Raw genomic sequence first — 22,596 nt, 5'->3', positions numbered from 1 at the left:
CTGTCCTCCGACCTCTGTCCTCTGACCTCTGAATAAAATAGGCGCACCCGTCTCCTGATTCAAAATTGGACGTTGGACGTTCAGCGTTGGACGTTCACCCCGTCCCGACAAAAATATTCAAATAAATTCATCTGGGATTCGACCTCTGCAAAATAATGCTCAAAGTTCCACTATCCATGCCCAGAAAAAAAGAATACATCCAGCTGCGCGGCGTCCGCCAAAATAATCTAAAAGGCTTCGACCTCGATCTACCGATCGGTGAACTGACGGTGGTCACTGGACTGAGTGGCGCCGGCAAGTCCTCCTTGGTCTTTGAAACGCTGCACGCCGAGGGGCAACGCCGCTACGTAGAGACTTTTTCCCCCTATACGCGTCAATTCATGGATCTGCTGGACCGGCCGAAGGTGGACAGCGTGCACAATATCCGCCCCTCTATCGCGATCCAGCAATCCAACACGGTCAAAACCTCGCGTTCCACGGTGGGCACCATCACGGAATTGGCCGACTATTTTAAGGTCTGGTTTGCCAACGTCGCCACGCTCTACGATCCCGCCACAGGCGAACCAATCACCGACGACAACCCACAGTCGGCCTGGAAAAAGCTGCTGGCGAAGTTCCCAGACCACACACTGCTCCTCACCTTTCCAGTCGAGAAACCGGAAAATTTAGACTGGCAGGAAATCCTTAAAAATCTCAGCGGCCAAGGTTACACCCGCGTGCTATGTCACAGTAGCCGCAGCGATGAGAACTGCCAACTCGAGCGCATTGATACACTCTTAAAGGACAAGGACGCAGTTCCCGAGCTCCCCTCCCCCCTCTACGTCATTCAGGATCGTATCACAAAGCTGAATGCAGGCGCTCGCTCGCGCGCAATTGAGGCCTTGCAGACCGCCTTTGCTTTCGGACAGGGACAAATCGATATTTTTGATGCGGATGGCAAAGCCCTGGCGCATTTCAAGCATGGTCTCCGCTCCCCCGTCTCAGGGCAAAGCTTCCGCCCCGCCAGTCCTGCCTTGTTCTCTTTCAACTCCCCGCTCGGCGCTTGTGCGGAATGCCGCGGCTTTGGCCGTGTGATCGAAATCGACTATAAATTGGTCATTCCCGACCACAGCCTGTCGATCGACGAGGGTGCCATTCGCGCCTTTCAAGGGGAAGTGTATAGCGAGAGCTTACGCGACCTGCAGCGCGCCGCCAAAAAACACAGAATCCGCACCCACATCCCTTGGTCGAAGCTCAACAAGAAAGAGCTCAAATTCGTGATGGAGGGTGAGCCCAACTATCGCGAAGACCGCAATCAATGGTATGGCGTGCATCGCTTTTTCGACTGGCTCAATAAAAACCTGTATAAGATGCACGTGCGGGTCTTTCTCTCCAAGTTCCGCAGCTATACCGAATGCCCCGAATGTCACGGCGCACGGTTAAAACCGGAGTCGTTGAACTGGAAATGGCAAGGCCACACCCTGCCGGATCTGTATCAAAAGAGTGTGAGCGAACTACTCAGCTTATTGCTGGGAGTGCCGCCTTTAGGCGGCCATTCAGATTCTACGCTGCCACCTAAAGGCGGAACTCCAACTCATGAAGACTCCGCGCTCTCCGGGATTCTGTCGCGACTCAGTTTTCTCGACCAAGTCGGCCTCGGCTACCTTACGCTCGATCGCAGTTCGCGCAGTCTCTCGGGGGGCGAAACCATGCGCGTCAATTTAACGTCCTGCCTCGGCTCTTCGCTGGTGGATACACTTTTCGTTTTGGATGAACCCTCGGTGGGACTGCACCCGCGCGACATGGATCGACTCATTTCGATCCTACGACGACTGACCGGCCTCGGCAACACCGTCGTCGTGGTCGAACACGACGAGGCAGTCATGCGCGCCGCCGACAACTTGATCGAAATTGGCCCCCGCCCCGGCGTCCACGGCGGACAGCTAAGCTTCAGCGGCAGCTTCGAACGTATCCTAGAATCGGATACCAACACCGGCCGCTATCTTTCTGGCCGCGAAACCATCGAGCGGCCCCAAGAACGCCGCCTAGGCAACGCCCCACTCTCAACGACCCACTCTCCACTGCTATCCATCTACGGCGCGAGCAAGCACAACATCCACGAGCTCACGCTGCACATTCCGCAGCAAAGTTTCGTCTGTCTGAGCGGAGTCTCCGGATCCGGCAAGAGCACTCTGCTCAACAATGTCATTTACCAGAATCTACTCGCACAAAAGGGACTCACCGTCGAAGAGCCTGCCAGTATTCAAGACATCGAGTCCACGCTGCCACTTTCGGAAGTGGTACTCATCGACCAGAGCCCGGTGAGTAAAACCCCTCGCTCCAATCCTGCCAGTTATAGCAAGGCATGGGACGAAATTCGCAAGTGCTTTGCAAAGCTCGAAGCCGCTCAAGCCGCCGGCATGGGCCCCGGGCATTTTTCCTTCAACAGCGGCGACGGACGTTGCGACACCTGCTCGGGGCTCGGCTTCGAGCGGATCGAGATGCAATTCGTCTCCGACATTTTCGTGCCCTGCGAAACCTGCGAGGGCAAGCGCTTCAAAGACGAAGTTCTGGAAATCGAATACAACGGCAAGAGCATCGCCGACATTCTTGATCTGGATATCGACGACGCGGTCGTATTCTTTGGTGACAACAAAAAGATCACTCGCAGCCTACAGCCCCTAGTCGATGTCGGGCTCGGCTATCTAAAATTGGGCCAGGCGCTCAACACCTTATCTGGCGGCGAATCACAACGTCTGAAACTGGTTAAATACCTCAGCAAACTATCCGCAGCCCCCTCCCCACGCTCGGCTCGCCACACTCAGAATCATGCGATGATTCTCATCGACGAGCCCACCACCGGACTGCACCGCGCTGACGTCAAACGTCTGATCGGGGTACTGCAAAGTCTGGTCGATGTAGGCCACTCTTTGATCGTGATCGAGCACAACATCGACATTCTCAAAGTAGCCGACTGGATCGTCGAGCTCGGGCCCGAAGCGGGCTCTGCCGGCGGACAAATCATCGCGCAAGGCACACCCGAACAAATCGCTGACACCGTCTGCGAAACCGCCAGCTACCTACGCGAAGCCCTCGTAGGGGCTCCACTTGTGGAGACCGCCGACTTACAAGCCGCCGAGCCCGAATCCTCCTACAACCAACAGTCGACTGCCAACTCAAATTCTCTCCGCATTCGCGGTGCGCGCGAGCATAATTTAAAGAACGTCAGCTGCGAAATTGCGCACGGCCAGACCACCGTCATCACAGGAGTCTCCGGCTCGGGCAAATCCACGCTGGCCTTCGACATCGTGTTCGCCGAAGGGCAACGCCGCTTCATGGAATCGATGTCGGCCTACGCGCGTCAATTTGTGGAGCAGATGCCGCGCGCTGAAGTCGATGAGTTGAGCGGCATCGCTCCCACGGTGGCGATTGAGCAACGCGTCACCAAGGGCACCCGCAAATCCACCGTCGCCACCATCACCGAAGTAGCGCAATACCTGCGGCTACTTTACGCACGCATCGGTATTCAACATTCCCCTACATCATGCGAAGCGGTGGTCAGCCAAAGCGAATCCCAGCTGCAAAAGCGCTTGGATGCACTGCTAGACGAATACAAAGGACCGGGCTCAAGTTTCAAGATCGGACGCAAGCGCTTCGATGCACTCTACTTGTGCGCCCCGCTAATCCGCGGGCGCAAGGGGCACCACGAACCACTGGCCAACTGGGCACGCGAGCACGGCTACGAAATGCTACGTATCGATGGCCAACTCACCGAGCTGAGCCACTTCAAAAAGCTCGACCGCTACAAGGAACACGACATCGATCTCATCGTGACGGCCCTCTCCGCATCCGATGCCAAATCCAGCGCCCATCAGAGCCTGAAGGAAGCCCTCCGCCTCGGCAAAGGCAGCGCCTTTTTGCTTTCCAGCGAGGGCGATTTGCTCTCACGACTGTCCACCAAGCGCACCGACCTGGCGACCGGCGAGGCCTTTCCCGAACTCGACCCGAAGCACTTCTCCTGGAACAGCCCACGCGGCTGGTGCCCCACCTGTCGCGGCTACGGGCAACTCTTTGAGTGGATGAGCCAGGAAGAAGAATCCAGCGTCGACCACCTGGACGACTTCGACGATGGCGAAACCTGCCCCGACTGCCATGGCGCCCGCCTGAACGAACTGAGTCGCGCGGTGCGCTTGCCACTGAATGAACGTCGAACATCGAACATCGAACGCTCAACATCGAATAAGAAATCAAAGCATACAAAACTGGACCTTGGACGTTCGACGTTCGACGTTCCCCACTCTGTTTCACTCCCAGAATTGCTGAGCCTGACTCCTTCCAAGCTGCTAGGGGTACTCAAGCAAATTAAAACCAACAAGCGTAGTGAAACAGTGTTGAACGAGCTACTGCCCGAGATTGAGGAGCGCATGCGTTTCATGGATCGCGTCGGGCTCGACTACCTCGGCCTCGACCGTGCCACCGCCACCCTCTCCGGAGGCGAAGCGCAGCGCATTCGACTGGCCGCGCAGCTCGGCTCCAACTTATCGGGCGTGCTCTACGTGCTGGATGAGCCCTCCATCGGCTTACACGCCCGTGACAACGAAAAGTTACTCAGCTCGCTCAAGCAATTACGCGCGCGCGGCAATACCTTGGTGATCGTCGAACACAACGAAGCCACCATGCGCCACGCCGATCAAATCATCGACCTCGGCCCCGCGGCAGGCATCCACGGCGGCGAAATTGTCGCCAGTGGCAAGCTAAGCAAAATTAAGAAAAGCAAACGCTCGCTGACCGCACAGTACTTGCGCCAACAAATGGCGCACCCGCTCCGTGGCGCACACCGCGAACTGCCCGCCGCTTGGAGTCCGCGCAAGAAGAAAGGCAACGAGGCTTGGATTGCACTGCAAGGTGCCGCACTTCGAAACCTAAAAGGCTTCGATCTCGCCCTGCCCAAGCAACGACTCAATGTCGTCTGCGGCGTCTCTGGCGCAGGTAAAAGCACGCTGATCCGCGCGCTGCTCAAACCGCTGGTGGAAGCTGCGATTGAAACCAAGGCAGAGAAATTGACGCCGAAAGCATTGCATACGGAGGAACATCGAACATCGAACATCGAACGTCGAACATCGAATAGTTTCAAGTCCCTTCAGGGCGCAGAAACGATTCGTAAAGTGATCGAGGTCGACCATTCTCCGATCGGCAAGACACCGCGCTCCACGCCGGCGACCTACATCGGCGCCTTCGATATTATTCGTGACATTTTCGCAAAGCTCCCCGAGGCCAACATGCGCGGCTACACCGCCGGCACCTTTTCCTTCAACACCAAGGGGGGACGCTGCGAAACCTGTAAAGGCGCGGGTCGAGTGAAACTGGAAATGAACTTCATGCCCGACACCCACGTCACCTGCGAAGACTGCAATGGACGCCGTTACGGAGCCGAGCTCGATGAGCTGCGTTGGAATGGCAAGAGCATCGCCGATGTTTTAAAAATGAGCTTCGAAGAGGCCGCCGAATTTTTCAGTTTCCACACCCAGCTTAGCAGTCTAATGCAGCTCATGGTCGAGACCGGACTCGGTTATATTGAACTCGGGCAATACTCGCCCACACTTTCCGGCGGTGAAGCGCAGCGCATGAAACTCGTCAGCGAACTCGCCAAGGGACAGCCAACGTTCAAAGAACGTCAATACAACAAAGGCCAGGGCAACCTCTACATTTTAGAAGAGCCCACCATCGGATTGCACCTCAGCGACGTCGAGCGCTTGATCGAGCTCCTACATCGCCTAGTGGACAAGGGCCACACAGTGGTGGTGATCGAGCACCACCTAGAAGTGATTAAAGACGCGGACTACATCATTGAAATCGGCCCCGACGGCGGCGAAGCCGGCGGAGAACTGATGTATCAAGGCGATGTCGCCGGGCTCAAAAATGTAAAAAACAGCGCCACCACGAAGTTCCTCTAATTTACATAGCTGGAAGGCAGCACTACGGACTGCCTTCCGCAAAAGCCCCCGGCCGACAAGGTCCACTCATGCCAAACAAAGAGCCAGGCTGATGCTTCCAGCGAAATTTTAAACCGCAGGCTGATGCTGACTCATACAGTGAAGTGCGCCGCCCTCTTTAATGATGTCCGTGCAATCCACACCAACAATCTCACGCCCGGGGAAACAATCTCCAATAATCCGAATCGCGGCGGCATCGTTTTCTGGCTGATTGTAGGTAGGCACGAGCACCGCCCCATTCAGAACGACAAAATTTAAATAACTGGCAGCAAGTGGCTCGCCCGCATGAGTGATCGGTGCCGGCAGCGGCAATTTCACACAAGTGAAGGGGGCGCCTGCCGGCGTGCGAAAATCTTGCGCCCGTCGCAGGTTTTCAGTCAGCGCGGGATAATTCGCATCGGTGGACTCGGCCACGTGAGCGATCAATATGCCATCGGCTTTAAAAAAACGTGCGAGATTATCAATGTGACCATCGGTATCATCCCCGACCAAACCGTCGTGCAGCCAGAGCACTTGATTCGCCCCCAGACCACTGGTGAGCTCGCGTTCGACCTGAGCCGCAGTCGTGTCACCATTACGTGTGGGATTCAGCACCACCACTTCAGTCGTTAAAATGTGTCCCGCACCATTACTCTCAACGGCGCCACCTTCAAGCACTTGATCGAAGGCAAAGCGACGAATGCCCAACTGATCGGCGATCCATTCGGAAGCACGATCGTCCTTTTGCTGGTCGGGAAATTTATTCCCCCAAGCATTGTAACGCCAGTCCGCGATGCAGAGCTCGCGCCGCTGATCATGAATGAGAAAGAGAGGTCCAAAATCGCGTATCCACACGTCATCGCTCTGGTAATCATAAAGCTCCACCTTGGCGGTGTCGCCGTGAGCCGACATCAATTCGAGCAGGTAGGGCTGTTCGGCAGCGGCGCATAGCACACGTACAGCTTGATAGCGCGCGGCCAACATGTAAAGAGCAGCCAGTTGCTCACGAACCCGATCGAAACAATCAGGCCAAAGAGAACGGCGCACAGGCCAGGCAAACCAAATAGCAGATTGTGGCTCCCATTCGGCAGGGAAACGGTAAGCCAGTTCTTTAGGTGTTTCGAATGTAGACATTAAAAAAAATAAATGAATCGCAAACATTGAACGTTCAACGATCTCTTCTTTGCGCTAGGTGCTACTCGTCGATCATTCGCTTCGTAACGTTGGCATAACTATCGATACGACGATCGCGGAAGAAGGGCCAGATACGACGCATATCCTCCAGTGCTTTTAAATCACAATCGGCCATCAAAATATACTCGTTCTCAACCGGCGCACGTTCGACAATTTGCCCATAGAAATCGGCGACAAAACTTTGGCCCCAGAACTCGGTATCTCCCTCAACTCCAGTGCGATTAACCGCAGCAACATAGCAACCATTCGCCACTGCATGGCCTCGCTGCACCATTTCCCAGGCAGTATGCTGAGCGACTCCAAGCTCAGCTTTCTCCTCAGGCAACCAACCAATTGCGGTCGGATAAAAGATAATTTCCGCCCCGGCAAGTGCTGCCATCCGCGCCGCTTCAGGATACCATTGATCCCAGCAGATCAATACGGAGATTTTACCAAACTTAGTATCCCAGACCTTATAGCCGAGGTCGCCCGGCGTGAAATAAAATTTCTCCTCAAAACCGGGATCTTGAGGAATGTGCATCTTACGGTATTTACCAAGATAGCGACCATCGGCATCGATCACCGCGGCCGTATTATGATACACGCCCGCCGCGCGACGCTCAAAGAGCGATGCGACAATGACGACCCCCAGCTCGGCCGCCACAACTTCGAGCGCCTGTGTCGTCGCCCCGGGAATGGGTTCCGCTAAGTCGAACAAGTCAGGATCTTGAGTGCGGCAAAAATAAGGAGTATTAAACAACTCTTGTGTGCAAATTATCTGCGCACCCGCATTCGCGGCCTCGCGAATGCGATCAATCGTGTAGTCCAGATCGGCTTGCGCACTCCCTTGCTCCCGTCCTTGGATCAGGGCGATTCGAACTTTACGTGAATTAGACTGGAATGCGTTCATATAACAGAAGAATTAGCAGATCATCCTAGATGACAATAAAAACAAGTGAGCGCTTCAGAGCTCAAGAGCACATGAACATCAGGTCGAAGAGTGAAGATTTCACGAGAACACGCAGTGTACTATTTACGCCCGATTGCAAACAATTCATCATATAGCGCTCGCCATTCGGCATTGAGACTCGTCGTGCAAACAGGCTGCACCGCCCGATTATACCAATAAGCCGCATTCGCTTCGTCGCCCTCGACACGGTGCAAATAAGCATGCACCCACGCCGCTTCCGCGGTCACCATATCCTGCACCAATGCATGCGCTTTCGCCCAATCGCCCGCTTGCTCGGCCTCGAGGGCTTGAATGTAAACGTTCTTTTCTTCCATACGCAATGAGCTCTCTCAGGAAATATCTGTAACCGCCCATGGCAGTGTCTCCCCCGCACGATAAGGCACGACGTCGCCATACCGCTCAGGCACTTGCATGCCGAGCTTTTCCAGTTTCACAGTCTTGCTAGCTGCGGTGAATCCGTGGATGCGTTGAGCGTTGCCGCTGACGAAGGCTTGCAGATTATCGAGGGCATTGTGCTTTTCGAAGAGTTCGACCAGAATCGGCAAACAAACCGGGGCCGTAAAGAGCCCCGCGGCACAACCACAGCACTCTTTCTTGGAGATCGGATGCGGGGCGGAATCGCTACCAAACATCAACTTAGGATGAGCGGCGAGTGCGGCTTGTAGCAATGCCTCGCGATCTTCGGGGCGCTTAGCGATGGGCTTACAAAAGAGGTGCGGATTCAGTAAGCCGCCGGCCACATCGTTGAGCGTGATAACAAGGTGATGCAGTGTGACCGTTGCGTACAGATTTTCATAGCGGTCTAACAGTCCGACTGCGTCACGGGTGGTGATATGCTCCATCGTGATTTTCAACTTTGGAAACTTCTCAGCCAAGTTCTCGTAGACGGGAAGGAACTCTTTTTCCCGATCCATCACGAAGCCATGTGTTTCCCCATGAATCATCAATGGAATGCCCATTTTCTCCATCAAGGCGAAGGTCTCCTCCACCTCATCCAGCGCCTTCACGCCCGCTTCACTATTTGTGGTGGCGCCCGCTGGGTAGAGCTTGATGCCAAAGATGTGCTCGCGCGCTGCAATCAGCTCGGCTTCGGAATATTGACGAAAGAAAAGCATCATTAGCGGATCAAAGACCTCCCCAGCATGATCGCCCCGAGCGGCTTCGATCTCTTTCCGATACTGAAGCAGGCGTTCCAGATTATCAACTGGCGGCACCAAGTTGGGCATGATAATGGCCGCCGAAAAGTGCTCCGCTGTCAGCGGGGTGACGCGCTCCAGCATGGCACCTTCACGCAGGTGCAAGTGCATATCGATGGGCGATTGAATCGTAAATTCCATCTTGGCAAACTAGTGGACCTCACAACAAAACCGCGATTAAAAAATGCAGGCCGCATTCCCAACAGCCGTCGAAACGCAACAAGTCGCACCCCTCGTGTCTATGCGAAGCGCGACCCGCTATAGGCGTGGTATGAAAATAGAGGATTCTCCTAGCAACTCATTCGTAACAGGGTTACGAATTTCACAGGCGGCATAGTTTTCGCGGCCTCCATATTTTGCGCGCTTGAGTAAAAACTGCCGGGCGACCTCCCGCGCTTCGAGCGCAAAATCGATCGGCGCATCTTCTTTGGGCAGCCACATAAAGACTAAGCCGTCCTCTGCAACGATTAGAGTGACTGCCTCATAGTTTTGATGACACCAAATGCGCATTTCCGCCCAAAATGCAGCCTCTCCCTTTTCAGTCCCGAGTCGATAGCGCGAAGTGGCCTTAGTCCCCATGTCGACCACGACTGGCTGCACATCGTAACGATCGCCATACTTCTGCTTAAACCAACCATAAAAGTCGGTCTCATAGACAGAGAGACTGAGATAGTTGCCATCGATACGGCAAAAAATCTCGCCCCCAGCCGATAAACTATCGACTAAGATCGGCAGCCCCTTGGAAAACTCCATAAAACCATAATCTTTTCCATTGTAACGAATCGGCACACGCACCGCCAGTTTCAGAGTCAGTTCTTTCGGCCACAAATGCCGCTGCGCGGCAATCTCCTTAAAAGTAATTTCAGGCAGCGCAGCTGCTTCGGCCACAATAGCCGGCTCATTCTGTTGAGGGTCCGCAATTACGGGTTGCTGCGCTGGCACGACGGACGCAGGCTGCGCAGATTCCGGCTCCGGAATACCGATCGTCTTGCGAATCGATTCCGCGATTTCGGAATCTTCCGATTTGGCAGCCCAGAATAATACAAGGACGCAGCTCCCCACGAGGAATAGCAAGACCCCCAATGTCCCCAACAGGGCCACACGTTGCGCTTTATTTCTTTTTTTCACAATAATAAGATAAGTTATATCTATATATTTGATTGCAGGTCAAGAGGACAGCGAACCATTGCGACAACAAGCTTGTTTTAGCAAAAGATTTAATCAGATCGTCACCAGACCACGCAGTTAAAGAGCTAAACAGCTAGTCGCCCCGAGAAATGAAACGCCCCGAATGAGTAAGCCACAAGCGCTTCAAACGGGTGATTTCATTTCAAAACCAGCTAATTTGACGTCGTCATTCATCAAATAAAAACAAGGCTACGATTATTAGCGACAAAGCTCAATCCATCCGATACAAACTGCCGCGCAGATGCTCGCAAACGGCGAGAATCTGTGATTAAAATAAGAAACACAAGTATATGAGCACAGGAAACGTAAAATGGTTCGACGCTGAAAAAGGCTACGGATTCATCACACCAGAAGATGGCGGCAAAGATCTCTTTGTCCACCACTCTGAAATCAAAATGGACGGCTATGCCTCCCTCGAAGACGGTCAACAAGTATCTTTCGAAATCGGCAGCGGTCCAAAGGGACCATGTGCGACAGAAGTCACACCTGCATAACCGCACCCCACGCATTTTAATGCCTAACGCGCTCTCATAACGAGAGCGCGTTTTTTTGTGCCTGCCGCGCCAAAACTACTGCGGGATCGCCCAAGCAGGCCGTTCCTCGATGGTATATTCCTGCAGCAAAATCTCTCCCTCACGAAGTATATAAAGCTTTACCGTGCGCCCGACCCCATACAGGTAGAGCCACTTTTGGAAATCAGCAGGAGAATGAATCGGATAATAGGCGAAACGGAGTAAGATGTCGTCGACCTTTAAGCCCATCGCTTGGGCGGGACTATTCTCCCAAATATATTCCAGCGCAATACCACCAGTAAACTTGCCCTGAGCAATAGGGAACTGCTGCTGCTCCATGGCATTTAGGGGACGCACGGAGAATCCGGTCCAAGGAGAGGCCAGGCTTTGGCGTTGCTTGATGCTATCGTAAATATTGAATGCCAGAAAGATAGGTAAGATGTGAGTCAGTTCCGCCTCCTCATCCAGGTGTTCATCTTCATCCTCGGGCGGATGATAACCAGTATACATTCCGATCACCGCGCCAGTGCCATCAAAGACGGGGCCACCGATGCCTGAAGACGGGATCTCAATCTCAGCCGCTAACATGGTGGCAGTCAGGTCTTGTTGATAGCACTCTTTACTATTTAAAGACTGCAAACGCCCACTTACTAAATGCAGCTCGGGTCGATCCGCTTGAGTGAGTGCGAAGATCGGCTCGCCAGGAAGTAACTCGCGATCCCCCAAAATCGTCGACACCTCAAAACTGGCATCGCTCTCAATCTTCAAAACTGCGAAATTTAGGGTCGGCTCCACCCCGATCACTCGTGCGCGGTAGGCTTGTTGCGCCGCGCCGGAGCTCAACTGCACCTCGATTCGAGGCAAAAGTGTGCCAGTTTCCGGAACGGTTAAACTCTCATACGTGGTCAGCAAAAAGCCCTCTTGCTCTACGATAAAGCCCAAGCTTCGACGTAGCACAGTCGAGTCCTCTGCTACATCCGCCCCAGTGCGCGCGCACACAGTAACCATAGTGGGAATGACCGGCACCACAGCCTCAGCGGCACAGCACACACGGCCCCACAAACAAAACAGTAGAATTATAAATTGCAGCTTTCGCATGATAAAAAAGGCCACCGCCACTTATGGATTAAAATCCTGCATAAACGGGTTGCTGTGATTACGTTGAATTCGAATCGGAGCCTCGCAGGAGAGATGGCAGGCATTACAGGCTTTCACTATAACTTCAAGCGCATGATCAAACCCCTGGCTGCTGCTAGCTGTGTCCGCCTGCCGTAGTAAGGTATCCAGTGGCTGATAAGACTCGAGCGCCAAGCGATCAATCAAGAGTGCAATCGGCTGGCCCTCATATTCTGGAAAGATTTCCTGCATCTGCTTGAGCTTGGCCACCGACTCATGCAAATAGAATCGAGCCAAGGGGCGATTATTAGCCGCCAGTGAGAGCGATAGTTTGTGGGTATAGACTTGCAGTTGAGTCATATGCTCCGCCAATTCCGCAGCTGGCGGCTCAATCGCAGCAAGTGCTGGCAACGCAGACGATTGTTCACCGAAGGCTAGAGGAGCCAGAGTAATCGCCTCTAGGCCCAATAGGGCCAAAAACAAGAATCGATATATAGGTCCATTCATTGCGAGAGATAACACATACACTCATAAGAAGTGCAAGCGCTCCTCGGTGGCGATGCTATTCAAAACACTACTGATATCCACGCAGTCTCAAATACTCGTCAGCTAAGATAGTAGCGCATGACTACTTTAGATCAGATCTAATACGGCCCTTAGGCATCCTACCACACAAGGTCGCAATGGCGCAAAAATAGAACACATAACGCTTTTTTTCATCTTTAACTTGTTAAAAAGCGGTGGATTCGCATTGCTGGGAACATGCTAATAGAGTGGATTAATGATCGATATCAATGGTGGTGGCCCTACGCAGGCGTTGCATTCCTGTGTAGCTTACTCGCTGGCGTCGTTTATTTTTCTTGGCCTAGCACGCCCACTTTCGAAAATACTGAGATCAGTTCTAAGGCCTACGGCACCATGGAGGAGTTAACACAGCTAAACAATTTCCGTTCAGCTTACCTCAAAGCAAATGGAGGCGAAGCCAGTATTAGAGCGATATTGAGTATTCGCAATGCTGGTGTGATGATAAACAAAGGCAAAGAAATGCCTTTTTTCTCGATTAAGCGGCAGCCGGACAAGAGCTTAACCACATTTAAAATGCGTGAATACGACTTAACATTCGGTGTGAATGGGCCGGTAGTCTGGCAACGAGTAAAAAAAGAAGGAGAAGCACCTAAATACGAACTAAAAACAGGCCCAGAAGGTCAATCACTAGCTCAAATGGGAAAATTCTTCGATTCGACCATGAGTGTATTACTCCTCAATCAAGGCAAGATTGAGCACTTATCTTCAAGCCAATGGCAAGGCACCGAGACATTGAAGGTGGACTTTGCCCCCGATAAATTTAACCGGCAAGCGACGTCCTATTTCGATATCCGCACCATGCATCAACTGGCTCGAATCGAGCAACTGCCAGACGGGCGCATACGCAAGACTCTATATAACGACTATCGCGACGTAGCCGGCATGCAGGAACCCTTTAAGGTCGAGACCTACATAGACGAAGTATTGCAAAATCAAATTATCATCGAAAAGTGCGAAGCTAATATAGGTGCAATTCTATCGCTATTCGATTATCCAGAGCAACTTGCAGACTCGACACAAGAAGCTGAAATCAATGTTAACTACAAACTGCTACAACAGACGCACTAAGGGATAGTAAGAGATGAGACTCTTAAATTTAGAAAAATCATTCTGACGGCGCTGGCGCCTCGGCTGCTGAGTTCACCGACGCAGGTGACATTTCCTCGATTTGCAGGGGCACCAAGTCCTGAGGCGGCTGAAACAAAGAGGCAACCGCTCCAACATTGACGCCACTCTTTTCTAAGATCACTCGACTCTCAAGCACATCATTCAGGTATGTCTCCACTAAGAAAGGCTCCTGCATTCCACTCACGGACCGGTAATCACTATAGAGAACTTTCCGCTCTTGCCCACCTGCAAGTTCTTCCACTCTGACCAGTGGCCGCATGTTCTCAATTTCCACATACGCGTAGGCACGCATATCTCCATCCTTTGTAATGAATTCAACCTTCACAGCAGGAGTCCCCATCCAACTACTCGGAGACAGGCGTTCTATAGTGCCTTCATCAAAAAGTAAAACTCGCATAATCGGATCGAAAAAATCACCCATGCGAGCGAGCGCTGCTGCTTCATCCCCCGTCTTCACTTCATAGAGCGGAGCCGCCCCAGGAACGAGTAAGCGCTGCCAAATAAGATCGCCATTCACAACATAAGTGAGCTCGTAATTAGGAAATGTGATCGTAGTGATGCTCTGACTCGGGCGACGCTTAAGCGAAAAAAAAGGCAAACTCTGCCCTCCACTCTCAAAAACACCTGTCACCCTCACACTCTGTAAACTGTCCAACGAAGCCTCCCCCCCATTCGCTCGCAAATAGGCCAAGCGAAAGTTCGAGAACCGTGTCAATTGCTCCAAAGTTCCATAATCTCGAACGTATGGATCTACTTCAACTGTATCACGTGGCCACATAAACCAAATCGCCACACTGAGTAGCGCGAGAAAGAAAATAGAGACCGCTACTAGCCATCGCAGGCTAAACATTCGTTTAGGTTGATTCACTTCCATACTTAATTTGGGTTTATTCGTATATTTCCTAGTACTATAGTACCCAAATAGGCAGCTTGTCGAATGGAACCGCTAAAGCTAGCGCGCTGAGTTAGCCAATTGGTCTGGGAGCATGAAAACCGCCGAGGGCACATCTTCATTCGGACGGCATGAAGTGACCTTCATGTCATAAACAGTTTCACCACCAAGCATTGCTTCACGGCGAAATGGGATATAGTAGCCATCCACATTCTGAAAATCACTATATGCGACGGAACGTTCCACACCGGTGGTTCGAACTCTTTCAATCAGCCCGATCACTCGCAAAGTCTTCGGACTCACAAACACATCAATTCTATTTGAACTAGCACCACGTAGTTGCACACGAATCGCAGTTTTCCCCTGCCATTCTCCAAACTCAATGACTTGTAAGGTCCCTTGGCCACGCAATGCATAAGCCATCAAAGGATCAAAAAAGCGGCGACAAGCAAAGAAACGCTCCTGCTCAGCTAGGCTCAGCAAACTGTAACTGACGCCCCCCGCCATGGATTCATCTTCAGTGGACTGCCAAAATGACTGACCATCAAAGCCAAAGGCGGTCGTCCTCTCGCCATCATTTAATGTCAAACGCATCAAATTTGAGTTGAGCTTAAACAATTCGAATGTCTGCTGCTGCCCCGCCCAAGTGACTTGCCCCTCCAATTGCATAGTCTCCAGCGAAAAAAGCTCCTCTCGACCACCATTTGCACTTAGATAAGCCTGCAACAGCTTCGGTTCCGATAATAGCTCATATGCATCGGGCGCACGACTGGCACGCGAGTCCTCTGCCGCGCGAGCGGCCTCCATCTGCTCCGCAAGGCGACGCTCCAATTGTTCGGCATTCCCCATGCCTTCGGAACTCACGACATTTTTACGCTCATGGGAGAAATAGAGCTGCAAAATAACGACCAGCGCAGCAATCACCGTGATCATCAAAAAAACTGCCGCCACGAACCAAAGCGTACCTCCCTTTTTGGGAGGCTCCGCAGCCTCAAAACTAACTATAGCGTCGGGAGAAAATGACCGCATGGGCTTAGGCCTTTTCTTATCTTCAATATCGCGACGGTAAAACATATAATTGATTCCTCACTCGATACAGAATCAGTCAAGCACAGAAATTACAGATGACGATGCCGAAAATAGAGGAAACACAAAAAACTAAGCTTTCTTACGATCAAAAATAACGACGACCAAGCCACTACAATCCTGTTCAAAACGATAAAAATCGGCCCACAGGCCTGCCACTAGAAAGGCAAAGACCTCGTCGCGATCTTCTTCGATGCGCCCGGAACCGATCCACTTCGCCGCCTTTAAATCAAACACCCGAAAACGCGCCCCGATCGAGGGCATCGCATCCCCCACAAAGGTCCACTCAACCAAGGCCTGCCCCGCGTGCTGTGGACGCTCATAATCAAAAACGCTGGTGCGCGCCGACAAGATAGGGCTGGCCGATAAGCGGTGCGGCACACGCTCAAAAAAAGAGGTCTCACTGCCAAAATGCCAATAAATACGTGGGGCGACCTTAGCCGTCGCATCCTCACTCAATTGACGCCGAGCCGACTTCTTCCGTAGAAATTGCGAGAGCTCTTGCGCCGTGATCTCCTCAGTCGTGGGCGCCGGCGCCCCTTCATCAAACAAAGTAGGCTGTATGTAATCTGATCCAGTCGATGCCATCTTACGCATAGAAAAATACCCGCTGTTACAGCTGCGGCACCGCCTCAAGCAGCTTAATGGTGTATGGATGTTGTGGATTGTTGTAAATTTCGTCGGCACTGGCTTGCTCGACAATCTTGCCCTCGGTCATGACCAACACCTCGTCGCTAATGTGCTCCACCACTGCAAGGTCATGCGCGATGAAAAGATACGTGAGCCCTAGCTCTTCTTGTAAATCCTGTAACAAATTCACGATTTGCGCCTGCACCGAGACATCCAACGCACTCACAGGCTCGTCACAAACGATAAACTCAGGCTCCACCGCCAAAGCACGTGCGATCCCAATACGTTGACGCTGACCACCGCTAAACTGGTGCGGATAGCGCTGCATCCAATCAGCCGAGAGCCCAACCTTCTCCAGTAGGTCTGCCACACGGGCTTGCTTTTGAGCTTTGGACCAGGCCTTGAAATGTATATCCAGTGGCTCCGCAATGATGCTGTAGATTGTCATCCGTGGATTGAGCGAACCGAAGGGATCCTGAAAGATGACCTGAATCTTCTTACGGTAGGCAAAGAACTCACTGCGAGATAGGCCGGCGAGATCTCGGCCATCATACTCCACCGACCCCGCAACAATCGGCACGAGTCGAGCAATCGCCCGCCCGGTCGTCGTTTTACCACTGCCACTTTCTCCGACCAGGCCGACCGTCTTACCGCGGGGGACATCAAAACTGACACCATCCACCGCCTTGACCACATCCACCGTGCGCTGAAGCAAGCCTCCCTTGACAGGGAAATGCACTTTCAAATCACGAACAGAGAGCAAAGTTTCGTTGGTCAAGATTTCGGACATATGCATGCGTTATAGGACAAACTTCGCCGCGTGCAATACCGAGCACAGAAAAGTGCACCAATTGTCCTAAAAAAGTCTCCATCGCACGAGGAAGCACATTGCAAACGAACTAGAGCTTTACAGCCACGGCACGCTGGACAAAGTCTGCAGGCGACGCGGCCATCGATGTCGCACAAGCCACAGATCTCTCTCAACCCAAGGAATCGTATGAAATCAAGTCTCTCCAAAATCGCCCTTAGTCTTTGCTGCGCCACCGCCCTACTATGGCTCTCCGGCTGCGGTTCCACTCGCACGGAAAATGGAGTCACCATCGAAGAAAACGGCAGCAGCCTCAACCCGCTGAACTACATACCAGGCTTCTAGGACCTGCGTCGACAGCTCCGAGAGCGCATCTCGAAGCTGCCTGGCCGAGGTGGCAATCGGCACCAAAGGCCGCAGCGAGCACCAGAGGCCGCAGCGCCCTAGTCCGCAAAGCCCTCAGGATTGGCCTGGTGCCACCGCCACGCGGTTTCGATAATGTCTTTGACCTCGGTAAATTTAATTTCCCATCCGAGCTCATTTTGCGCCTTACTGGAGTCTGCATACAGTGCAGGCGGATCGCCCGCCCGGCGCTCGTCTTCCACCACGGGCACTTTAAGCCCTGTCACCGCTTCAACCGCGTCGATAATTTCGCGCACAGAGTTCGGGCGCCCGGTGCCAAGATTATAGAAATGGCCCGCGCCGGGTGTTTCCAACTTCTCAAACACTGCAATATGCGCCCGAGACAGATCGTCGACATGCACATAATCCCGCAGGCAAGTGCCATCTGGGGTATCATAATCGGTGCCAAAAATCTTAATATTCTCCCGGCGCCCGGTAGCCGCATCGATCACTAGCGGAATCAGGTGCGTTTCCGGCTGATGGTCCTCACCAATGCGACCGTCCTCGGCAGCGCCCGCGGCGTTAAAATAGCGGAAAGCCGCAAAACTCAGCCCATACGCATGCGCGAAGGCCTTTAGGCAGTTTTCCACATCCAACTTGGTCTGACCATAAGGATTGATCGGAGCTTGCGGCAAGGTTTCTACAATCGGCAACGACTCCGGCTCACCATAAGTCGCGCAAGTGGAGGAGAAAACGAATTTTTTCACTCCATTATCCAACATCGTTTCCAGCAAACGCAGAGTCGCTACAAAATTATTTTCATAATACTTGCGCGGCTCCGTCACAGACTCCCCCACAAAAGCGAAGGCCGCAAAGTGCATCACCAGCTCGATTTTCTCATCCCGCAGGATCGGAGCCACCGCCTCGGGGTCGCCCAGATCACAGTTATAAAAAGGCACCCCCTCGCCCACCGCCGAACGGTGGCCAAAGACCAAATTATCTAGCACTACAGGACGATGCCCTGCAGCCTGCAATTGACGCACACAATGGCTACCAATGTAGCCCGCTCCTCCGACAACTAATACGTTCATGCGAACCAGATAGACAGCCTCGCATGTTTTTCCAAACTAAAAAACCGCTCTTCCAGAAAATCCATAATCATATTTGCCCCGAAGCAAAAATTTTCCACTATTGACAGTTCCACCTCTACTCGTGGTATCCCTTACCGCTATCTATGCAGCATTCACGCATCGTCATCACAGGCGTCGGCCTGACCTCGCCCAACGGCAACACTCTCGAAGAGTATCGTAAGAACCTCCTCGATGGTGTCGCACGTATCCAAATGGCCGACTTGCGCTATATTGGCACTGTGCCCGCAGGCGTCTGCGACTTCGACCCCAAGAAGTATCAAACACGCAAAGAACTTCGTGTGGGCACACGCGCAGGCAGTGTCGCCATCTACTGCGCACGCGAAGCGATCGACGACAGCGGACTCGACTTCGAGAACTACGACAAGAGCCGGATCGGCGTTTACGTAGGCACCACCGAGCATGGCAATGTGGAAACCGAGCACGAGGTCTACAACATCTCGAAGTTCGACTACGACACCAAATTCTGGACCCACCACCACAATCCGCGCACAGTGGCCAACAATCCGGCCGGCGAAATCACTATCAACATGGGCATCACGGGCCCGCACTACACCATCGGTGCCGCCTGTGCCGCTGGAAATGCGGGCCTCATCCAAGCCCTGCAAATGCTGCGCCTGGGAGAAGTGGACTTTGCACTGGCCGGTGGCGTGAGTGAAAGCACGCAATCTTTTGGCATTTTTGCCGGCTTCAAGAGCCAAGGCGCCCTCGGCACTCATCCAAGCGACGTCAATAAGACCAGCCGCCCCTTCGACAAGAGCCGCAACGGGATCGTCGTCTCCGAAGGTGGCTGCATTTACACCTTAGAGCGCCTCGAAGACGCACAAGCACGCGGCGCCAAGATTCTCGGCGAGATCGTGGGCTACCGCATCAATTCTGACGCCTCCGACTATGTGCTCCCCAACCCCGAGCGCCAGGCCGAGTGCATGCGTCAAGCACTCGCAGTCGCGGGCATGGAGCCTGGCGAGGTCGACATCGTCAACACCCACGCCACCTCCACTCCAATGGGCGACATTCAGGAGATGAAGGCCATCGCCGAGGTATTTAGCGACTGCCCCAGCACCTACATCAACAACACCAAGGGCTATATCGGCCACTGCATGGGCGCCGCCGGCGCACTGGAACTCGCAGGCAACCTCCCCTCCTTTCAAGATAATATCATCCACCCCACCATTAATGTGGAAGAGCTCGACCCCGAGTGTGATCTGCCAAATCTCGTCATTAACGAGCCACGCAAGGTTGACGCCGTCAAAGTTATCCTCAACAACTCCTTTGGAATGCTCGGAATCAACTCCGCACTCATTATCAAAAAATTTGAAGACTAAGCGATTCGCTCTGTCATAAATCATTATTCATCTGCTATTTAATACCATGACCGAAGATCAAGTAAAACAAATCGTAATCGACATTATCGACGAAATCGCACCTGACGAAGACACCACCGGCCTCAAGCCAGAAGTGAATCTTCGTGACCAAATGGACCTCGATTCCATGGACTTCCTCGACATCGTCATGGAACTCCGCAAGCAACACGGCATCGAAGTGCCCGAAGAGGATTACCCCAAGCTGGCGTCACTCGACAGCTGCGCGGAATACCTGACGCCTAAATTCAACGCGAAATAATTTCCAGCGACCACGATCGCTCCATTCACAAAGCACAGGCCTCCCAGCCTGTGCTTTGTTGTTTTTCACGCAAAACGTACAAAATTGACAAAACAGCTGTTTCGTACATTTTAAGTGATATGATCACAATGTCCTCCACTGAAGCTCGGGCAAATTTCGGCGATTTCCTCGACAAAGGTAGTCGTGAACCTGTCATCGTTAAACGCCAGAACCGCGAAGTTGGCGCCTTTGTGCCAATGGCAGACTGGGAAAAGTTGCGAAAGATGCGTATGAAAGAGTTGGACGATCTGGTGAAGGCTGCCAGCAAAGAAGCGGCTGCCAATGGCTTAACGGAAGAAATTCTTAACGAAATCTTGGCAGAAGTAAATCCGTCCTAGTGATCATAATCGATACAAACCTGTATGTCAGCTACGCACTTTTTCGAACAGGCACACTAGGACAGCGCATTCATCGCATCTTGGAAAGCCACCTCTACGCGTTCTCGAAGCAAACGATGAGCGAGCTTACAGAGGTTCTCATGCGGAGTAAGTTTGACCGCTATATGTCCTCCGAAGTGAGACTCGAAATACTTCGAGCTATAGCAAGCGACGCCGAATGGTTCACCCCGACCGAGACCATCCACGACTGCCGCGATCCGAAGGACAATAAATTCCTCGAACTCGCCGCGGCATCCAGGGCAGACTTCCTTATCACGGGCGACGACGATCTGCTCGTGCTCCATCCCTTTCGACAGACCCACATTTTGACTCTTTCCGCATTCGCCGAACAACACCTCTCTAAATAATGCCTCCCTCCCTCGACCAACAACACTACGAAGTCGTCATCATCGGCGCTGGCATGGCTGGCATGGCCGCCGGCATCCGTCTCGCGCTGGCTGGTAAGAACGTCATCATACTAGAACGTCACAATGCCTCTGGTGGGCTCAACTCCTTTTACAGTCAGGGGGGGCGTAAATTCGACGTGGGCCTGCACGCCATGACCAATTACGTGCCCAAAGGCACCAAGGGTACACCGCTGACCAAGCTACTACGCCAGTTGCGCATCCCCTACGACGCTCTGGACCTCTGCCCGCAAAATGGCTCCAAAGTCGCCTTCCCCGGCTGCGAGCTAGGCTTTAACAATGACTTCGCCTTTTTCGAATCGGAAGTCGCACGCGCCTTCCCGCAACAGATCGACGGTTTCCGCGCGCTAGCGGAAGAGGTCCGCACGCTCGATGCTTTTAACCTCGGCTCCATGCCCAGCTCCGCCCGCGCGGCGGTGCAGCGTCACATATCGGATCCTCTACTGGAAGATATGCTCTTCTGCCCAGTCATGTATTACGGCAGCGCGCAGGAGCACGACATGGACTACGGCCAGTTCGCCATCATGTTTCGTTCGCTCTTTTTCGAGGGCTTCGCCCGCCCGCTGGACGGCGTGCGCGTGATCATCAAGCTCTTGCAGGACAAATACCGCTCGCTGGGCGGCGTGCGCAAGATGAAGTGTGGCATTCAAAAGATCCATACCAGCGGCAACAACGCCTCCTCCATCGAACTGGACAGCGGTGCTGTCCTCACCGCCGACAAGATCATCTCCACCGCCGGTGCGGTCGAAACCGCCCGCCTGTGCGAGGATCAGCCAGCTGACGCCGCCAGTGACAACATTGGCCAGCTCAGCTTTACCGAGACCATCACCGTGCTGGATCAACAGCCCACCGATTTCGGATGGGACGACACCATCATCTTTTTCAACACCGCCGAGCGCTTCCGCTACGCGCGCGTCGAACACGAACTCGTCGACCCGACGAGCGGCGTCATTTGCTTTCCCAATAATTATCAATACGGCGAGGGCCGTCAATTGGACGAAGGCTACCTGCGCGTGACCGCCATGGCCAATCACGACAAGTGGTGCGCCCTCTCAGAGGACGACTACCTTGCACAAAAAACCTACTGGTATGAGGAGCTGCAAAAAGTCACGTTAGGCTTACTGCCCGCCAGCAAACTCGATTTAAACGCCAACCGCATCGCCAGCGACATGTTTACCCCACGCACAGTACGTAAATACACCGGCCACCTAAACGGCGCAATCTATGGCGCCCCCAACAAGATCAAAGACGGCCGCACCCATTTAAATAACCTCTATTTAGCCGGCACCGATCAAGGCTTCCTCGGCATCGTCGGCGCCATGCTGAGCGGCATTTCGATGGCCAACTTGCACGTATTGCAGGGAGCCTGAAACAAATGAGGCCGCCCCAAGCGGGACGGCCTCATGG

At 53.2% G+C, this 22,596-nt stretch carries 21 protein-coding genes; 9 read left to right on the top strand and 12 right to left on the bottom strand.

Annotated features, from left to right (window positions below; translation table 11 throughout):
* The first annotated feature begins 176 nt into the window (after positions 1 to 176).
* Positions 177 to 5,933: an excinuclease ABC subunit UvrA gene (uvrA, locus tag QEH52_RS06015; RefSeq protein WP_308949190.1), complete on the top strand. Its 5,757-nt coding sequence runs from the start codon at positions 177 to 179 to the stop codon at positions 5,931 to 5,933.
* Positions 5,934 to 6,041: 108 nt separating this feature from the next.
* Here the strand turns inward: uvrA and QEH52_RS06010 are convergent, their stop codons facing one another.
* The 5 genes from QEH52_RS06010 to QEH52_RS05990 all read right to left on the bottom strand — a co-directional run bounded on the left by QEH52_RS06010 (position 6,042) and on the right by QEH52_RS05990 (position 10,418).
* A complete protein-coding gene (locus QEH52_RS06010) occupies positions 6,042 to 7,085 on the bottom strand; it encodes an agmatine deiminase family protein (protein ID WP_308949189.1) in 1,044 nt (347 codons plus the stop codon).
* Positions 7,086 to 7,146: 61 nt separating this feature from the next.
* Positions 7,147 to 8,034, bottom strand: a complete 888-nt coding sequence (locus QEH52_RS06005) for a carbon-nitrogen hydrolase (RefSeq protein WP_308949188.1) — start codon at positions 8,032 to 8,034, stop codon at positions 7,147 to 7,149.
* A 119-nt stretch (positions 8,035 to 8,153) separates the two neighbouring features.
* Positions 8,154 to 8,408 (bottom strand): hypothetical protein, encoded by a 255-nt coding sequence (locus QEH52_RS06000; protein WP_308949187.1) that lies wholly within the window; start codon positions 8,406 to 8,408, stop codon positions 8,154 to 8,156.
* 15 nt (positions 8,409 to 8,423) lie between these two features.
* Positions 8,424 to 9,431 (bottom strand): dihydroorotase, encoded by a 1,008-nt coding sequence (pyrC, locus tag QEH52_RS05995; RefSeq protein WP_308949186.1) that lies wholly within the window; start codon positions 9,429 to 9,431, stop codon positions 8,424 to 8,426.
* A gap of 117 nt (positions 9,432 to 9,548) precedes the next feature.
* On the bottom strand, positions 9,549 to 10,418 hold the full coding sequence (locus QEH52_RS05990; protein WP_308949185.1) for a hypothetical protein: 870 nt from the start codon (positions 10,416 to 10,418) through the stop codon (positions 9,549 to 9,551).
* A gap of 350 nt (positions 10,419 to 10,768) precedes the next feature.
* Here QEH52_RS05990 and QEH52_RS05985 point away from each other — a divergent pair, with 350 nt between their 5' ends.
* Positions 10,769 to 10,972, top strand: coding sequence for a cold-shock protein (locus QEH52_RS05985; protein WP_154001035.1), 204 nt, complete (start codon positions 10,769 to 10,771; stop codon positions 10,970 to 10,972).
* Between the two features lie 75 nt (positions 10,973 to 11,047).
* On the opposite strand, the gene QEH52_RS05980 is transcribed toward QEH52_RS05985, so the two are convergent.
* Both QEH52_RS05980 and QEH52_RS05975 read right to left on the bottom strand, forming a co-directional pair.
* A complete protein-coding gene (locus tag QEH52_RS05980) occupies positions 11,048 to 12,088 on the bottom strand; it encodes a S1C family serine protease (RefSeq protein WP_308949184.1) in 1,041 nt (346 codons plus the stop codon).
* A 21-nt stretch (positions 12,089 to 12,109) separates the two neighbouring features.
* Complete coding sequence (locus tag QEH52_RS05975; protein ID WP_308949183.1) at positions 12,110 to 12,613, bottom strand: hypothetical protein; 504 nt, start codon at positions 12,611 to 12,613, stop codon at positions 12,110 to 12,112.
* A gap of 411 nt (positions 12,614 to 13,024) precedes the next feature.
* On the opposite strand from QEH52_RS05975, the gene QEH52_RS05970 reads away from it, so the two are divergent.
* The gene (locus QEH52_RS05970; RefSeq protein ID WP_308949182.1) at positions 13,025 to 13,759 is read left to right on the top strand and encodes a hypothetical protein; all 735 of its coding nucleotides are present in this window, start codon (positions 13,025 to 13,027) and stop codon (positions 13,757 to 13,759) included.
* A 37-nt stretch (positions 13,760 to 13,796) separates the two neighbouring features.
* Here QEH52_RS05970 and QEH52_RS05965 read toward each other — a convergent pair whose 3' ends face one another.
* From QEH52_RS05965 to QEH52_RS05950, 4 genes are all read right to left on the bottom strand, one after another.
* Positions 13,797 to 14,693 (bottom strand): hypothetical protein, encoded by an 897-nt coding sequence (locus QEH52_RS05965; RefSeq protein ID WP_308949181.1) that lies wholly within the window; start codon positions 14,691 to 14,693, stop codon positions 13,797 to 13,799.
* A gap of 78 nt (positions 14,694 to 14,771) precedes the next feature.
* The gene (locus QEH52_RS05960) at positions 14,772 to 15,740 is read right to left on the bottom strand and encodes a hypothetical protein (protein WP_308949180.1); all 969 of its coding nucleotides are present in this window, start codon (positions 15,738 to 15,740) and stop codon (positions 14,772 to 14,774) included.
* Between the two features lie 129 nt (positions 15,741 to 15,869).
* Positions 15,870 to 16,394, bottom strand: a complete 525-nt coding sequence (locus QEH52_RS05955; RefSeq protein WP_308949179.1) for a hypothetical protein — start codon at positions 16,392 to 16,394, stop codon at positions 15,870 to 15,872.
* Positions 16,395 to 16,410: 16 nt separating this feature from the next.
* Positions 16,411 to 17,223 (bottom strand): ABC transporter ATP-binding protein, encoded by an 813-nt coding sequence (locus tag QEH52_RS05950; RefSeq protein WP_308949178.1) that lies wholly within the window; start codon positions 17,221 to 17,223, stop codon positions 16,411 to 16,413.
* Between the two features lie 201 nt (positions 17,224 to 17,424).
* Here QEH52_RS05950 and QEH52_RS05945 point away from each other — a divergent pair, with 201 nt between their 5' ends.
* On the top strand, positions 17,425 to 17,580 hold the full coding sequence (locus QEH52_RS05945; RefSeq protein ID WP_308949177.1) for a hypothetical protein: 156 nt from the start codon (positions 17,425 to 17,427) through the stop codon (positions 17,578 to 17,580).
* Between the two features lie 98 nt (positions 17,581 to 17,678).
* On the opposite strand, the gene galE is transcribed toward QEH52_RS05945, so the two are convergent.
* Entirely contained in the window at positions 17,679 to 18,668 is a 990-nt protein-coding gene (galE, locus tag QEH52_RS05940) for a UDP-glucose 4-epimerase GalE (protein WP_308949176.1), read from the bottom strand.
* A gap of 143 nt (positions 18,669 to 18,811) precedes the next feature.
* Between galE and QEH52_RS05935 the strand changes: the two genes are divergently transcribed.
* The 5 genes from QEH52_RS05935 to QEH52_RS05915 all read left to right on the top strand — a co-directional run bounded on the left by QEH52_RS05935 (position 18,812) and on the right by QEH52_RS05915 (position 22,559).
* Positions 18,812 to 20,050 carry a beta-ketoacyl-[acyl-carrier-protein] synthase family protein gene (locus tag QEH52_RS05935; RefSeq protein ID WP_308949175.1) on the top strand — a complete coding sequence of 413 codons (1,239 nt, stop codon included), beginning with the start codon at positions 18,812 to 18,814 and terminating at the stop codon, positions 20,048 to 20,050.
* A 46-nt stretch (positions 20,051 to 20,096) separates the two neighbouring features.
* On the top strand, positions 20,097 to 20,348 hold the full coding sequence (locus tag QEH52_RS05930) for an acyl carrier protein (protein ID WP_308949174.1): 252 nt from the start codon (positions 20,097 to 20,099) through the stop codon (positions 20,346 to 20,348).
* Positions 20,349 to 20,476: 128 nt separating this feature from the next.
* Positions 20,477 to 20,725 (top strand): type II toxin-antitoxin system Phd/YefM family antitoxin, encoded by a 249-nt coding sequence (locus QEH52_RS05925; protein WP_308949173.1) that lies wholly within the window; start codon positions 20,477 to 20,479, stop codon positions 20,723 to 20,725.
* A complete protein-coding gene (locus tag QEH52_RS05920) occupies positions 20,725 to 21,132 on the top strand; it encodes a putative toxin-antitoxin system toxin component, PIN family (protein WP_308949172.1) in 408 nt (135 codons plus the stop codon). The genes QEH52_RS05925 and QEH52_RS05920 overlap by 1 nt, the downstream gene beginning before the upstream one ends.
* Positions 21,132 to 22,559 (top strand): phytoene desaturase family protein, encoded by a 1,428-nt coding sequence (locus tag QEH52_RS05915; protein ID WP_308949171.1) that lies wholly within the window; start codon positions 21,132 to 21,134, stop codon positions 22,557 to 22,559. Before QEH52_RS05920 ends, QEH52_RS05915 begins: the two co-directional genes overlap by 1 nt.
* Positions 22,560 to 22,596: the final 37 nt, after the last annotated feature.

This window comes from Thalassobacterium maritimum (genome assembly GCF_031127805.1).
GTDB lineage: Bacteria > Verrucomicrobiota > Verrucomicrobiia > Opitutales > Coraliomargaritaceae > Thalassobacterium > Thalassobacterium maritimum.
This window is presented reverse-complemented; position numbering and strand designations above follow the sequence as displayed.

Excerpts from the sequence above, each read along its gene's own strand:
- uvrA (WP_308949190.1), top strand. The coding sequence starts at position 177 with ATGCCCAGAAAAAAAGAATACATCCAGCTGCGCGGCGTCCGCCAAAAT.
- QEH52_RS06010 (WP_308949189.1), bottom strand. The coding sequence starts at position 7,085 with ATGTCTACATTCGAAACACCTAAAGAACTGGCTTACCGTTTCCCTGCC.
- QEH52_RS06005 (WP_308949188.1), bottom strand. The coding sequence starts at position 8,034 with ATGAACGCATTCCAGTCTAATTCACGTAAAGTTCGAATCGCCCTGATC.
- QEH52_RS06000 (WP_308949187.1), bottom strand. The coding sequence starts at position 8,408 with ATGGAAGAAAAGAACGTTTACATTCAAGCCCTCGAGGCCGAGCAAGCG.
- pyrC (WP_308949186.1), bottom strand. The coding sequence starts at position 9,431 with ATGGAATTTACGATTCAATCGCCCATCGATATGCACTTGCACCTGCGT.
- QEH52_RS05985 (WP_154001035.1), top strand. The coding sequence starts at position 10,769 with ATGAGCACAGGAAACGTAAAATGGTTCGACGCTGAAAAAGGCTACGGA.
- QEH52_RS05980 (WP_308949184.1), bottom strand. The coding sequence starts at position 12,088 with ATGCGAAAGCTGCAATTTATAATTCTACTGTTTTGTTTGTGGGGCCGT.
- QEH52_RS05975 (WP_308949183.1), bottom strand. The coding sequence starts at position 12,613 with ATGAATGGACCTATATATCGATTCTTGTTTTTGGCCCTATTGGGCCTA.
- QEH52_RS05970 (WP_308949182.1), top strand. The coding sequence starts at position 13,025 with ATGGAGGAGTTAACACAGCTAAACAATTTCCGTTCAGCTTACCTCAAA.
- QEH52_RS05965 (WP_308949181.1), bottom strand. The coding sequence starts at position 14,693 with ATGGAAGTGAATCAACCTAAACGAATGTTTAGCCTGCGATGGCTAGTA.
- QEH52_RS05960 (WP_308949180.1), bottom strand. The coding sequence starts at position 15,740 with ATGCGGTCATTTTCTCCCGACGCTATAGTTAGTTTTGAGGCTGCGGAG.
- QEH52_RS05955 (WP_308949179.1), bottom strand. The coding sequence starts at position 16,394 with ATGCGTAAGATGGCATCGACTGGATCAGATTACATACAGCCTACTTTG.
- QEH52_RS05950 (WP_308949178.1), bottom strand. The coding sequence starts at position 17,223 with ATGCATATGTCCGAAATCTTGACCAACGAAACTTTGCTCTCTGTTCGT.
- QEH52_RS05945 (WP_308949177.1), top strand. The coding sequence starts at position 17,425 with ATGAAATCAAGTCTCTCCAAAATCGCCCTTAGTCTTTGCTGCGCCACC.
- galE (WP_308949176.1), bottom strand. The coding sequence starts at position 18,668 with ATGAACGTATTAGTTGTCGGAGGAGCGGGCTACATTGGTAGCCATTGT.
- QEH52_RS05935 (WP_308949175.1), top strand. The coding sequence starts at position 18,812 with ATGCAGCATTCACGCATCGTCATCACAGGCGTCGGCCTGACCTCGCCC.
- QEH52_RS05930 (WP_308949174.1), top strand. The coding sequence starts at position 20,097 with ATGACCGAAGATCAAGTAAAACAAATCGTAATCGACATTATCGACGAA.
- QEH52_RS05925 (WP_308949173.1), top strand. The coding sequence starts at position 20,477 with ATGTCCTCCACTGAAGCTCGGGCAAATTTCGGCGATTTCCTCGACAAA.
- QEH52_RS05915 (WP_308949171.1), top strand. The coding sequence starts at position 21,132 with ATGCCTCCCTCCCTCGACCAACAACACTACGAAGTCGTCATCATCGGC.